Raw genomic sequence first — 13,732 nt, 5'->3', positions numbered from 1 at the left:
TATTTAGGTATCCTGTCCTTGGCTTATTCTGCGGGCACTGCTTTGGCGGCAGTTTTGTGGGAACGGGCCGGTGCCCCGATGCGATAACGACGATCCGAAAGCGACATCAAACCGCCAAACACCATGACAAGCCCACCAAACCACATCCATGGGATCAGGGGTTTGACGTAAAACCGCGTGATCCATTTGCCGCTTTCATCCTGATCACCGATCACGGCATAGATGTCACCGGTGAAGCTTGACTGAATGCCGGCTTCGGTGGTTGGCATGCCTTCGACCGTGTAGACGCGCTTTTCCGGTGTCAGGACAACGGTGCGTTCGCCCGGTGTGGTGATGGTGATTTCCGCTTCGCGGGCGGCATAGTTCGGCCCCTGATATTCACGAATGCCAGACAGGATAAAGGTATGCCCGGCAAGTTCGGTGCTTTCGCCAACGGCAAGTGACTGAACGGCTTCTTCGGTCCAGGCCTGCGATCCGGTGATACCGGCCACCACGATTGCCACACCGGCATGGGCCAGCATCGTGCCGTGGGCCGAGCGCGGCAGATTGCGCATGCGGCGCAGGCTGGTGCCAACTGGCTCGCGGAACAGCTTGATCCGGCCCGACCACTCAAGGATCGATCCGACAAACAGCCAGGCTGCAAGCCCCATCCCGAACAGGGCAAAGGCCGGGCCACCCGACAGCCAAAGTGTCACCAGCACCACAACGGAGGCAGCCGCAAGGGCGATCTTGAGCTTGTTAAACACGCCAAGAAGGTCGGCACGTTTCCACGGCATCAATGGGCCAAAGGCCATCGCGACAATTACCGGGGTGATGATCGGAACGAAGGTCGCGTTAAAGAACGGTGCGCCGACCGAGATTTTCTCGCCAGTCAGGGTTTCAAGCAACAGCGGATAAAGTGTGCCGAGCAAAACCATGGCGGCGGCAATCGACAAAAGGACATTGTTAAAAATAAGCGCCCCTTCGCGCGAGATCGGCTGGAACAGCCCGCCACCCTTCAATGTCGGTGCCCGCCAGGCATAAAGTGTTAACGACCCGCCAACGGCAATGAACAGCAGGAACAGGATAAACACCCCGCGCGTCGGATCGGTGGCAAAGGCATGCACCGATGTCAGCGCACCCGACCGCACAAGGAAGGTCCCCAGAAGCGAGAAGGAAAACGCCAGGATCGCCAAAAAGATGGTCCAGCTTTTAAGCGCGTCGCGCTTTTCCACCACGATGGCCGAATGCAAAAGCGCAGTCCCCGCAAGCCACGGCATGAAGGATGCGTTTTCGACCGGGTCCCAGAACCACCAGCCGCCCCAGCCAAGCTCGTAATAGGCCCACCAGGAACCAAGCCCGATGCCGGCGGTCAGAAATACCCAGGCTGCCAGCGTCCAGGGGCGCACCCAACGCGCCCAAGCCGGATCAACCCGGCCTTCAATCAGGGCTGCGACCGCAAAGGCAAAGGCCACCGAAAATCCGACATAGCCGAGATAGAGGAACGGCGGATGAATGGCGATGCCCGGGTCCTGCAACAGCGGGTTCATGCCTTCGCCGTCAAGCGGCGGGTTCAAGACGCGCTCAAACGGGTTCGACGTCAGAACAATAAACAGGATAAAGCCAGCCCCAATCAGCCCCATCACACCCAGCACACGGGCCAGTAGCGTCGGCGGAAGATTGCGGCCAAATGCCGCCACCGCGCCACCAAACAGGGTCAGGATCAGCACCCAAAGCAGCATCGATCCTTCGTGATTGGCCCAAACGCCTGTGATCTTGTAGATCTTCGGTTTGGAGGTATGGCTGTTAGCCAGAACGTTAAGGACCGAGAAGTCGGAACTGACATAGGCATAGGTTAGCGCAAGGAAACTTGCCGCGACCAGTGCAAAGCATGCCAAAGCCAACCGTGGTGCGACGGCCAGAAGTGCGGCGTCACGCCGCGATGCCGCCAGAAACGGTACGGTGGATTGGGCCACTGCCATCACCAATGACAGTATCAGCGCGTAATGTCCGATCTCTACAATCATATTATCGTTTCTCGTCCCTAGCAGGCTTTACAGTATCAATTATGTGCCCGGATGCGACATATAATCCCTTTAAAAAGGCTTGGAAACCTTGCGGAATATCAAATATGCGCTATTTGCTGCCCTAGGACGGGCGAAAATATGGCAATAGACATTACATATTGTACGCAAACAGGCTATAAAACGGTGGTCAGTAAGCGTATTGGTAGGCCAGAGGTTGACAACTGATGAGTCAATGTCCCGTCATTGACATCGCACAGAAAGAGACTTGGGCGCGTCGTGCAACGACGGCCTCCATTGTCATTGCTGCGACACTGATCCTGATCAAGGCTGTCGGCTGGTTCCTGACCGATTCCGTCAGCCTTCTATCTTCCATGATTGATAGCATGCTTGATGTTGGTACCTCTGTGATCAACTTCATGGCTGTGCGGTCGGCCTGGCGTCCGGCGGATTACGATCACCGATTTGGCCATGGGAAGGCAGAACCGCTTGCCGGTCTGTTCCAATCCGCCTTCATGATTGGGGCTGCGATCCTGGTTCTGGCCGAGGCGGCATCGCGCATCACCGAACCCATGCCAATTTCATTTGCCGTCGAAGGCCTTTGGATCATGGGTGTTTCGCTGATCATGACCATTGGTCTGGTTTTGCTTCAGCGCAAGGCGGTGCGGATTTCAGGCTCGGCCGCGGTCGAGGCGGACTCGCTTCATTACAGCAGCGATATTCTGTCCAATCTGGCGGTGATGATTGCCCTGTTTGGCGGGATGTCGGGCCTTGCCTGGGCCGATCCGGCGATTGGCGGGCTTGTTGCGATCTTCCTGCTCTATTCCGCAGTCAAGGTTGGCCGGACCTCGGTCAAGGTTCTGATGGATGCGGAACTGCCCGAATCTGATAGCCAGCGCATCATCGAACTGACCATGAAAAACCCCGATGTCATCGGCATCCACCGTCTGCGGACCCGTTCATCGGGCGTGCATCGCTTTGCCGAGATCGAATTGATCATGGATGGCGGCATGCTGATGCGCGAATCGCACACCATCTGTCATCAGGTGATGGACAGCATCCGTGCAGAATATCCCGATCTCGATATCACCATCCATCCGGAACCGCCCGAAGACATCCACCTTGATGAATTCAGCGGCTATACCGAGGATCCGGAATTCTGGCACACCGGCCGCGCCAAACGTGCCGGGCAGCACGACATCCCGGTCAACAACAGTGTCGGCGAAGTCGCGGCCATGGGGCGCTAGGCGCCAGACGGTTTCACAGATGACCACAAAAAATGGCGGACCCTCTCGGGCCCGCCTTTGTTATATGCAGTGTTTTTGCAGTTTGCTGTGTTGAAACCTAAAGAACGGTCAACATGCTTGCGACCAGCGGGTGACGGACGATGTCCTTGTCACGCAGCTGGACACAGGCGACATCCTCGACATTTTCAAGACGTTCGGACATTTCCGAAAGACCCGACATTTCCGGCAGAAGGTCGGTCTGGTCCGGGTCGCCGGTCAGGATCATGGTGGAGTTCCAGCCAAGGCGAGTGACCAGCATCTTAAGCTGTCCGTATGTGCAGTTCTGCGCCTCGTCGATCACCACAAAGGCGTTGTTGAGTGTGCGACCCCGCATATAACCGATCGGTGCAATCTCGATCGTGCCGTCCGAGATATAAGTCTTAAGGCGCTTCGCCCCCAGGCGATCATTGAGCGCATCATAAAGCGGGCGCAGATACGGTGCCATTTTGGCCTCGACGTCACCTGGCAGGAAACCGATATTTTCCCCGGCTTCAACCGCAGGGCGGGCCAGAACGATGCGGGCGATGTCGCCGTTATCAAGGGCTTCGACCGCCTTGGATACAGCGATATAGGTTTTGCCGGTGCCGGCCGGGCCAAGGGCCATGACCAGATTGTAATTGTCGATGGCATCCATCAGGGCTGCCTGGTTTTCACTTTTCGGGCGGATGTTGCGGCGGTAGCTTTGATCGCGTTGTCCTTTCTGTTCTGTTCCGGTCTGATCCGACCCGCCAAGCGGGTGCCAATCAGCATTGTTTTCATCAAACAGTTCATGAACATTGTTATTAGACTGCTGCGGACGGTTACGACGACGTGCTGCGCGCTTACCCATGACAATCACCTCAACAAAGTGGCCAAAAAAGCAAAACGCGCCATTCCGTTATGGAAAGGCGCGCATTCAATTTTCATCTCGCGATGGAAGTGGCGGTAGGAGTTTCCGCCGGTCACAGCATGTTGCATGTGCGATCCGGGGGGCGAAAATTCTCGGTTTAAGACGCTTTTTCGCGGCACTCGGGAACTCCTCCTGCGGTCCAGTTATTGACCGTTAATTGGAATCGTACCCCTATATGCAGTGTCTTGTCACGGCTTTTTGCGCGATTAAAGTTTCATGAAATCGGTTTATGAGTCTTTTCAGGTATTTATCCCGCATCTGCGAAGGAAGTTTTTTCCAATCAACCATGCGTTGGTGTCGCTGAACGCGATGGCAGGGCGGCACTGATCACCCAGGCGAGCGTTAAAAACGCGATTGATGTCACAAGGCATCCGACCAATCCGCCATAAAGATACGCCACCCCCGAAAGTACCGTTCCGGTCAAACGTCCGATGGCGTTCGACATATAATAGAACCCGACATTCATCGCGACCTTGTCGCCCTCGGCATAGGCAAGGATCAGGTAGGAATGCAGGGATGAGTTGATCGCAAAGACAATCCCAAACACCAGCAACCCACCCAGAACGGCAAGTTCCGGGGCGAAGTCCTGTGTGATGGCAATGGCAATAGCAGCAGACACGGCAATAAGGGCGGCAATCCAGATTTGCGCAGTGCGGCCATCCGGCTCGCGGGTTTTCGCACGCAGCATCTTCGGCGCAATGGCCTGAATAAAGCCATATCCGATCACCCAAAGCGCCATGTAACTGCCGACTTCGATATGGCCCCAGCCAAGCTCGGATGCCAGAAACACCGGCAGACCCACGACAAACCAGATATCGCGCGAACCAAACAAAAACAGACGTGCGGCGGACAGAACATTGATCTTGCGATCACGCGAAAAGACATCACGAAATTTCGGCTTCATCGCGCCGGCCGGGCCGGCCATCGCAGAGCCGAGCGATATGGCAACCGCCACAAGGGTCAGGGCAAGACCCGCGGCCATCGCCAAAAGCGAACCGGAAAAGCCAAGCCAGGACAGCAACGCTCCACCCATGAAAAAGCCCACACCCTTAAGCGCGTTCTTCGATCCGGTCAAAAGCGCAACCCAACGGAAAAGCGCCCCCTCGGCATGGGCGGGGACCAGAACCTTGATCGCCGATTTGCTCGACATCTTGGTCAGATCCTTGGCCACCCCCGATGCCGCCTGAAGCCCCATGACATAGGCGACCGAAATGGCCGGAAGCCAATCAGGATTGGTAAATGAAAGGGCGGTCAGCGATGCAATTTGCAATGCCAACCCTGCAAACAGGGTAAAGCGCAATCCGCGCGCCTGCGCTAGCCACCCACCGACCAGATTGGTGACGATGCCTGCCACTTCGTACAGGATGAACAACAGCGCGATTTCAAACGCCGAATAGCCAATGCCGTGAAAGTGCAACAGCACCAGCATACGAAGCGCCCCGTCGGTTAGGGTAAAGCCCCAATAGGCCCCAGTGACCAGCGCATAGTTGCGGATTGCGGCCGACATCTTTGCTATTTTCCCAAAAGGTGTTGCGCGACTTTGGCCGCCAAATCCGCCATCCGGCAGACATATCCCCATTCATTGTCATACCAGGCCAGGATTTTGACCTGCCGCTTGTCGATCACCATGGTCGATCCGGCATCGATAATCGAAGACCGGCTGTCATTAAGGTAATCGGCACTGACCAGCGGGCGTTCTTCATAGCCAAGAATACCGGCAAGATAGGTTTCAGATGCCTCACGCATCAGGCGATTGACGGTCTCAGTATCGGTGTCTTCTGCGACTTCAAACACACAATCGGTCAGCGACGCATTCAGCAACGGGACACGCACGGCAATACCGTTCAGCTTGCCCTTGAGTTCCGGGTAAATCATTGTGATCGCGGTCGCCGAGCCGGTGCTGGTCGGGATAAGCGATTGCAGGCACGACCGTGCGCGGCGCAAATCCTTGTGCGGCAGATCGACAATCGTCTGGGTGTTGGTGACATCATGAATGGTGGTGATCGATCCATGCACGATGCCAAGCTTCTCGTGCATGACCTTGACCACTGGCGCCAGACAGTTGGTCGTGCAACTCGCCGCGGTCAAAAGGTGATGCTGGGTTGGGTCATAAAGATCATCATTCACGCCGTAAACGATGTTAAGTGCGCCTTCCTTGACCGGGGCGGCAACGATGACCTTTTTAACCCCCTGATCAAAATAGGGCTGCAACGTCTCGGGCGTTTTGAACTTGCCGGTGCATTCCAGAACAATGTCGCACCCCATGCCGACCCAATCGGTCTCGCCGGGGGTGGCATTTTCGCTAAAACTGATCTTGTGCGTCTGATCGATGACCACATAATCATCGATGCAGGCAACACCATTGCCCCAGCGGCCATGGACCGAATCAAATTCCAGCAAATGGGCCGCGGTAACAGCCCCGCCCTTGATCTCGTTGATATGGACAAATTCAAGGTCCGGGTGCCCCCATCCTGCGCGCAGAACCAGACGGCCCATGCGGCCAAAACCATTGATGCCAATGCGGATTTTGCGGCTCATATCAGGGCTCCCTTAGTTTGCAATTTTCGATGGGGTGAACCAGCCACGGGTGCGGTTGGCAATGGCGACAAGTGACAGCATCACCGGCACTTCGACCAGCACACCAACCACGGTGGCAAGGGCCGCACCCGATGAAAAGCCAAACAACCCGATGGCGGTTGCCACAGCCAGTTCAAAGAAGTTCGAGGCCCCGATCATCGAAGACGGGGCGGCGATTTTGTGTTCCACACCCAGCACCTTGTTGGCGAGATAGGCGATGGCGGCGATGAAATAGGTCTGCAAAATGATCGGTACGGCCAGAAGGGCAATGATCATCGGCTGGGCAATGATCTGCTGCCCCTGAAAGGCAAACAGCAGAACCAGCGTGCTAAGCAACGCAATCATCGATACGGGTTTGAGCTTGGCATCAAAGTTATTGAACGCCGCGATCCCGCCTTTCATGACGCGGTTTCGGATAATCTGCCCGGCAATCACCGGAATAACGATAAACGCCACAACCGAAATGGTCAGCGTTTCCCACGGGATGGTGATTGCCGAAATACCGAGCAACAAGGCAACAATCGGCGCAAAGGCAAAGATCATGATCGTGTCATTAAGTGCCACCTGGGTCAGCGTAAAGTTCGCATCCCCCTTGGTCAGGTGTGACCAGACAAACACCATCGCCGTGCAGGGGGCTGCCCCCAAAAGGATCAAACCGGCGATGTAGCTTTCAATCTGTGCCTCGGGCAGGAGCGGGCGGAACAGAAAGCCAATAAAGAGCCAGCCAAGCGCTACCATGGTAAACGGTTTGATCAGCCAATTCACACCAAGCGTGACACCAATCCCGCGCCATTGCCGTCCGACTTCATGCAGGGCACCAAAATCGACCTTCATCAACATTGGCACAATCATCAGCCAGATCAGAACCGTCACCGGTAGATTGATCTCATAGGCGGTCAGATTGCCAATCGCCTGAAACACGCTGGGGAACATCTCGCCCAAGACGATGCCGACCACGATGCTGACAGCAACCCAGATGGTCAGAAAACGTTCGAAAATACCCATCTAGCTGCATCCTTTTTTATCGACGGTGGCAGAACGGCTTGGCAGCCCGCACAGTTCGGGGTGCCCCTGACAGCAGTCATCGGCAAGAAACCCGAGAAGATCACGCATGGCATCGGGAACGATCCGGTAAATGATCGACCGGCCTTCGCGGGTGCTGGTAATCAGCCCTGCCTGACTAAGTGTGGTCAGATGAGATGACATGGTGTTGTGCGGAATGGATATCTGCCGGGCCAGTTCGCCTGCGGCAATACCGTCATTCCCGGCCCGAACCAGCAACCGGAATGCTGCCAGTCTGTGTTCCTGTGCCAGGGCGCCAAGGGCGCTGATTGCGTGTTTTGTTTCCATATGTCGGGAAATATCGACATATAGTCACGCCGGCAAGTGACATTTGTATTGCAGTGCTGGTCAAACCCAAGTGTGATGTCAAAAAGGATATTTGAATCAGTCAGATGCGGGAGTTTCAGAAAATGTATTTAAATAACTAGAAATATAGTTATAATGGCGTCATGAGCGAAAAAATCATTGCACCGGCCTTTGCCGCACTGGGCCACGAAGCCCGTCTGAAAATCTATCGTCTGCTGGTCAAGGCCGGGGACGAAGGGCTTAATATTGGCGATATCGGGCGGGTGCTTGGCCTTCCGGCATCGACCCTTTCCCATCATCTCGGCACCTTGGTTCAGGCTGGTCTGGTCAAACAGGAAAAATTGGGGCGCGAAACCCGTAACCGGGCGGATTTCGAAGTCATGCGCGATCTTGTCGGGTTCATCACCGATGAATGCTGCAGCGGTGTCGATCTTGATGTCGCCGGTGAAACGGAAAAGGCCTGCTAGGGCGGGTCTCTTTTTTTGGATCAATATAACTAATTTTCTAGGGATATGGATATGAGTGCCCTGACATTTCAATTGCGCCGCATCGGCACTACTGCCCGACAAACAGACCGGGTTTTGCTGGCAGCCTGCATCATCCTTGCCGCGATCTTTATCTTTGACGCGCCGCAATTTGTCCCAAGTTTGCAGTTCACGGCTGAGTCCTTTGTAAGCACGGCACCTTTTCTGGTGCTCTCAATCGGTATTGCCGCCTATGCGACGGCAACCGGGGCCGATAACCTGATTTCGCGCGCCTTTGCCGGGCGGCCTGTGCGAATGGTGTTTACCGCTGCGGCCTTCGGGGCACTGTCGCCATTTTGCTCCTGCGGGGTGATCCCGCTGATCGCAGCTCTGCTTGCTATGGGGGTTCCGTTGGCGCCGGTCATGGCGTTCTGGTTGGCCTCACCCGTGATTGACCCGGCGATGTTTGTTCTGACCGCGGGCACGCTTGGGACCGAATTTGCGGTGATTAAAATGATCTCGGCGATTGGTCTTGGTCTGATGGGCGGCTTTGTCACCCTATGGCTGGGGTCGCGGGGCTTCCTTGCCGATCCGTTGCGTGACGGCGTTGGCAATGGTGGCTGCGGCGGGGCCAAGGTCCGTTCGCACAAGGCGGTTGTCTGGAAGTTCTGGCACGATGATGAACGGATCAAAAAGTTCAGATCGTCTGCGATTGCCAACATGATCTTTTTGGGCAAGTGGATCGCCTTTGCCTTCCTGCTTGAAAGCATCATGGTCGCCTATGTCCCGGCTGAAAATGTCAGTGGTCTGCTTGGTGGGGACGGGATTGGCCCGATTGCCATTGCCACCCTTGTCGGGGTTCCGGCCTATTTGAATGGCTATGCCGCCCTTCCGATCATGGAAGGCCTGATTGCGCAGGGTATGCAATCGGGGGCGGCAATGGCGTTTCTGGTGGCTGGCGGGGTATCGTCCATCCCGGCGGCGATTGCCGTTTTTGCGCTGGTCAAAAAGCCGGTCTTTGCCCTGTATCTGGTTTATGCGCTGGTCGGTTCGTTCGTAATTGGCGTTATTTCGCAAGCCTGGTTGGGGTAAACCGCCCGCTTCATGTCCGATATGATGATTTCACGGTGGCAATGACGTTAAAAGTCGCTACATTGCGCGCCAAGAAATTCATATCGGATTAAAGTTGATAACCATGTCGATGATTGACAAGCAGGTATCGCGTCGCCGTACCTTCGCTATCATTGCTCACCCGGATGCGGGTAAAACCACCCTGACCGAAAAACTGCTTCTTTTCGGGGGTGCCATCCAGATGGCTGGTGCAGTGAAGGCGAAAAAGGAACAAAAGGGTGCCCGTTCGGACTTCATGAAGATCGAACAGGATCGCGGTATCTCCGTGTCCTCTGCCGTCATGACGTTCGAGTTCGAAGAAAATATCTTCAACCTGCTTGATACGCCGGGCCACGAAGACTTTTCCGAGGATACCTATCGCGTTCTGACCGCCGTTGACTCGGCTGTGATGGTGATTGACGGTGCGAAGGGCATCGAGGCCCAGACACGCAAGTTGTTTGAGGTCTGCCGTCTGCGTGACGTGCCGATCACGACGTTCGTTAACAAGCTTGACCGTGAAGCACGGGATTCGTTCGAACTGATTGATCAGATCGAACAGGATCTTGCCCTTGATGTGTCGCCGGTGACCTGGCCGATTGGCTCGGGCCGTGATTTCCATGGCTGTTACGATCTGGTCAATGATCAGCTTCTGTTCATGGAAAAAGGCGGCAATGTCGTCAAGGAAGCCATCCCGATCAAGGGGCTTGATGATCCAAAGCTTGATGAATTGATCCCCGATTACCTTCTGGAAAAGCTGCGTGAAGAAGTAGAAATGGTGCGCGAAATCTGTCCGCCATTTGATTTGCAAAGCTACCGCGAAGGCCATCTGACCCCGGTCTTCTTTGGGTCGGCGGTCAATAACTTTGGCGTGCGTGAATTGTTGCGCGGCATTGGCGAAATCGCACCGACCCCGCGCCCGCAAGAAGCGGCAACGCGTCTGGTCGAAGCGGTCGAGCCAAAGGTCGCCGGCTTCGTGTTCAAGGTTCAAGCCAACATTGACCCGAACCACCGGGACCGCATTGCGTTCATTCGTCTGTGCTCGGGCCATTTCAAACGCGGCATGAAGCTCAAGCATGTGCGCGCCGGCAAACTGATGGCGGTGCATAACCCGATGCTGTTCTTTGCCAATGAACGTGACATTGCCGAAGAAGCCTGGCCGGGCGACATCATCGGTATTCCGAACCACGGCACCTTGCGCATTGGCGATACACTGACCGAGGGCGAAGACCTTCGCTTCCGTGGGGTTCCGGCCTTTGCACCGGAATTGCTGCAGAAAGTCCGACTTGATGATCCGCTCAAGGGCAAGCACCTTCAGCGCGCGCTTGAACAGCTCGCCGAAGAAGGCGCATCGCAGGTCTTCAAACCGATGATGGGGGCGGACTGGATCGTTGGCGTGGTCGGACAGCTTCAGTTCGAGGTCCTGAAAGAACGCATCTCGGCCGAATACGGCATCAAGGTGCATTTCGAACAGACCCCGGCCTATGCCGCACGCTGGGTGGTGGGAGATGATCCACTTGAAATCAAGAAATTCCGGGATGCCAACCAGTCGGCGCTGTTTGAAGACCATGACGAAACACTGGTCTTTATTGCGCGCAACGCCTGGCACCTTGAAACCACGCAACGCGACTGGCCGAACCTCAAATTCGAAGCCACCCGCGAACAGAACCTGATTGCGGCGTAATTACTGCACGCAGCCAAACGCAAAAAGCCGCCTTCTTCCGAGGGCGGCTTTTTCTTTGCGGGTCTTCGGCGGTTGTCTAGTTGCCGATAAAATATCGGCCGACACCAACCAGAACCATGCCCACCGCCATGGCGGCAAACAGGTTGCGCGCAAGCGCCATGGTAATCACGGTGGCTGCCGCCCCGGCAATGCCGATGGCACCCGCCGAAAGCGCACTTGGTACCCAGACGGAAATCAAAACCGCACCGGGCAGGCGTTCCAGCACATGCGCCCAGCGGCCATGTTGCGGCAAACGGTCCGCCATCAAAAGCCCGCCCAGTCGCATGCCATAGGTCACCGCCGCCATGCCAAGGATGGTCAGAACGGCATCTCCGCTGAAACTTGTCAGATCGGGGAATTGGGTCATTTTCCTGTCTCCGTGACGGGTGTGGCTTCGACAATGCCCTCCGGCGCGCCATAGGCATCCCGGCCTTCAACGGCAAATTCAGCCTCAAGGCTGTCATCATCCATGTCTTCGCGCCAGGTCAGGGCGGCGACAAGGACTCCCGCACCCGCACCGGCCAGGATCGACCAGGTGCCGGGCAGGGTGTAATGGCCAATGACGGATCCGATCGCGGCGGCGATCCATGGTAAAAGGTCAACCTTGCCCTTCCACATGCCAATGGTCAGCGCGGCAAAGACGGCGGTGAAGGCGAAATCAAGCGCATAAACCTCCGGGTCGGGAATGCCCCCGCCCAGAAGGTAACCCACCGTATTGCCGGTCGCCCAGACCACGCCCAGGAAAATCCCGCCGCCCAGCAAAAAGCCCGGATTGGCCAAATCCTTTTGCGTCATCGACACGGCCCAGTTTTCATCGGCGACCATATGCATGCCGGTCACCTTGACCCACAGCGGACGACCGCGAAACACCGGGCGCAGTGACGCCCCGATCAGGATATAGCGCATATTAATCACCGCCGTTGCGATGATGATGGTCGCACTCGGAATGGTTTCGCGCCAAAGATCGACCGACACGAACTGCGCTGATCCGGCAAATACAGCCAGGCTCATGAACAGAAGCTCGCCAAGTGACAAGCCGCGCTGTGCGGCCAACACACCAAGTACCGCACCAAAGATGATGGTGCTGGGCAAAAGCGGCAGGCAGGCAAGGGCACCGCGCCGGATGGTGTCCGCGTCGAAATGCCCGATCTGGGGCTGGGGCTGGTTTTGGATCTGGTTCTCGGTCTGATTTTCGGTCTGTCCGGGGCGTGACATTTCCGACGTTTCCTGTGGTTGTTGGTGCCGGTTCGTTTTGGCGACCGGCACTTTCATGGGCGTAAACGGGTGGGCGAGGAGCCATTAGTTCAGGCGCCATACTGCCCGATATCAAATAGGCGGTATTGGACGATATTGCTATCGGTTGTTGCTGCCGGTTTTGGGCCTGTGGCTCAGGCCCGTTCGGTGGCAAAATCGGCGATCAGCATGTCAAGGAACAGCTTGGTGATCGGATCGGGTTGCTTGCTGTCATCAAGGCTTGCCTGAAAGGTGACTTTGACCTTCAACCGATCTGGCAGGACCCTGCGCATGCGCCCGGCCTCGACAAACTGCCTGGCGTAATGTTCGGGCAGATAGCCCAGAAAGGCGCCAGACAGGATCAGGCGTGCTTCGGCCTCCATGTCCGTAACCGTGGCATGCGGGCGGGCGATGGCGAATTCTTTCAAATCGCGACCCAGCCAGGATTTGCGCCCGATCAGGCGATAACGCCGGATTTCATCGATATCGATTTCCGCATCCTTACGGTCAAAAAGCGGATGATCCGACCCGCAATAGAAACGGTGGATTTCGTCATAAAGCGGGATATAGCGCAGACCCAGCACGGTCTTTGGAAAGCTGCAAATCCCGATCTGGATATTGTCGGTCACCACTTCACGCAGCAAATCATTGGGCGGATAGGTCACGACATTCAGCGTCACATCCGGCGCGCGTTCCATAAACCGCGCAATGGTCTTTTCAATCCGCCGCGCCCCCGGATCGGTGATCGTGTTATCGGTCAGCCCGATGGTTAGTGTACCGCTCAGTTTGTCACGCAGGGCCCGCATCTTGGTTTCATACTGCCCGACTGATTTGAAAAGCCGGTGGGCTTCTTCAAACACAACCTGGCCTTCGCGTGTCAGGGCAAAGCCACCCCGCCCGCGTTTGCAAAGCGTGAATCCCAGCCGCGTCTCAAGGGCGGTGACATAGCTTGAAATTGTTGAAAGTGACAGATTGAGATCACTTTGCGCCGCGGCAAATCCCCCGGCCTCGACAATGGTCAGGAAGATGCGCAAAAGCTTGAGATCGGCCTGTTCCGTGATCATCGGGCGGGATCCATGGGT

General features: G+C 56.2%; 13 protein-coding genes. 4 read left to right on the top strand and 9 right to left on the bottom strand.

Going from position 1 to position 13,732, the window contains the following annotated elements:
• Window positions 1-23: 23 nt before the first annotated feature.
• Window positions 24-2,006, bottom strand: coding sequence for a heme lyase CcmF/NrfE family subunit (locus DY252_RS20015; protein WP_064788721.1), 1,983 nt, complete (start codon window positions 2,004-2,006; stop codon window positions 24-26).
• 224 nt (window positions 2,007-2,230) lie between these two features.
• Here DY252_RS20015 and DY252_RS20010 point away from each other — a divergent pair, with 224 nt between their 5' ends.
• Window positions 2,231-3,250 carry a cation diffusion facilitator family transporter gene (locus DY252_RS20010; protein WP_064788722.1) on the top strand — a complete coding sequence of 340 codons (1,020 nt, stop codon included), beginning with the start codon at window positions 2,231-2,233 and terminating at the stop codon, window positions 3,248-3,250.
• Window positions 3,251-3,347: 97 nt separating this feature from the next.
• Here the strand turns inward: DY252_RS20010 and DY252_RS20005 are convergent, their stop codons facing one another.
• The 5 genes from DY252_RS20005 to DY252_RS19985 all read right to left on the bottom strand — a co-directional run bounded on the left by DY252_RS20005 (window position 3,348) and on the right by DY252_RS19985 (window position 8,105).
• Complete coding sequence (locus tag DY252_RS20005) at window positions 3,348-4,118, bottom strand: PhoH family protein (RefSeq protein ID WP_008889771.1); 771 nt, start codon at window positions 4,116-4,118, stop codon at window positions 3,348-3,350.
• A 340-nt stretch (window positions 4,119-4,458) separates the two neighbouring features.
• A complete protein-coding gene (gene arsJ / locus DY252_RS20000; RefSeq protein ID WP_064788723.1) occupies window positions 4,459-5,685 on the bottom strand; it encodes an organoarsenical effux MFS transporter ArsJ in 1,227 nt (408 codons plus the stop codon).
• Window positions 5,686-5,690: 5 nt separating this feature from the next.
• On the bottom strand, window positions 5,691-6,716 hold the full coding sequence (locus tag DY252_RS19995; protein ID WP_064788724.1) for an ArsJ-associated glyceraldehyde-3-phosphate dehydrogenase: 1,026 nt from the start codon (window positions 6,714-6,716) through the stop codon (window positions 5,691-5,693).
• 12 nt (window positions 6,717-6,728) lie between these two features.
• Window positions 6,729-7,760 (bottom strand): ACR3 family arsenite efflux transporter, encoded by a 1,032-nt coding sequence (gene arsB, locus DY252_RS19990; RefSeq protein WP_064788725.1) that lies wholly within the window; start codon window positions 7,758-7,760, stop codon window positions 6,729-6,731.
• Window positions 7,761-8,105: an ArsR/SmtB family transcription factor gene (locus DY252_RS19985; protein WP_064788726.1), complete on the bottom strand. Its 345-nt coding sequence runs from the start codon at window positions 8,103-8,105 to the stop codon at window positions 7,761-7,763.
• Window positions 8,106-8,266: 161 nt separating this feature from the next.
• On the opposite strand from DY252_RS19985, the gene DY252_RS19980 reads away from it, so the two are divergent.
• The 3 genes from DY252_RS19980 to DY252_RS19970 all read left to right on the top strand — a co-directional run bounded on the left by DY252_RS19980 (window position 8,267) and on the right by DY252_RS19970 (window position 11,378).
• Window positions 8,267-8,590 carry an ArsR/SmtB family transcription factor gene (locus tag DY252_RS19980; protein ID WP_064788727.1) on the top strand — a complete coding sequence of 108 codons (324 nt, stop codon included), beginning with the start codon at window positions 8,267-8,269 and terminating at the stop codon, window positions 8,588-8,590.
• 51 nt (window positions 8,591-8,641) lie between these two features.
• Window positions 8,642-9,679, top strand: a complete 1,038-nt coding sequence (locus DY252_RS19975; RefSeq protein WP_129542776.1) for a permease — start codon at window positions 8,642-8,644, stop codon at window positions 9,677-9,679.
• Between the two features lie 103 nt (window positions 9,680-9,782).
• Entirely contained in the window at window positions 9,783-11,378 is a 1,596-nt protein-coding gene (locus DY252_RS19970; RefSeq protein WP_064788729.1) for a peptide chain release factor 3, read from the top strand.
• Window positions 11,379-11,454: 76 nt separating this feature from the next.
• Here the strand turns inward: DY252_RS19970 and DY252_RS19965 are convergent, their stop codons facing one another.
• The 3 genes from DY252_RS19965 to DY252_RS19955 all read right to left on the bottom strand — a co-directional run bounded on the left by DY252_RS19965 (window position 11,455) and on the right by DY252_RS19955 (window position 13,714).
• Entirely contained in the window at window positions 11,455-11,784 is a 330-nt protein-coding gene (locus tag DY252_RS19965; RefSeq protein WP_064788730.1) for an AzlD family protein, read from the bottom strand.
• Window positions 11,781-12,632: an AzlC family ABC transporter permease gene (locus DY252_RS19960; RefSeq protein ID WP_064788855.1), complete on the bottom strand. Its 852-nt coding sequence runs from the start codon at window positions 12,630-12,632 to the stop codon at window positions 11,781-11,783. Before DY252_RS19960 ends, DY252_RS19965 begins: the two co-directional genes overlap by 4 nt.
• Before the next feature lie 173 nt (window positions 12,633-12,805).
• On the bottom strand, window positions 12,806-13,714 hold the full coding sequence (locus tag DY252_RS19955; protein ID WP_064788731.1) for a LysR family transcriptional regulator: 909 nt from the start codon (window positions 13,712-13,714) through the stop codon (window positions 12,806-12,808).
• Window positions 13,715-13,732: the final 18 nt, after the last annotated feature.

This window comes from Thalassospira indica, assembly GCF_003403095.1.
In the GTDB taxonomy this organism is placed as follows: Bacteria; Pseudomonadota; Alphaproteobacteria; order Rhodospirillales; family Thalassospiraceae; genus Thalassospira; species Thalassospira indica.
This window is presented reverse-complemented; position numbering and strand designations above follow the sequence as displayed.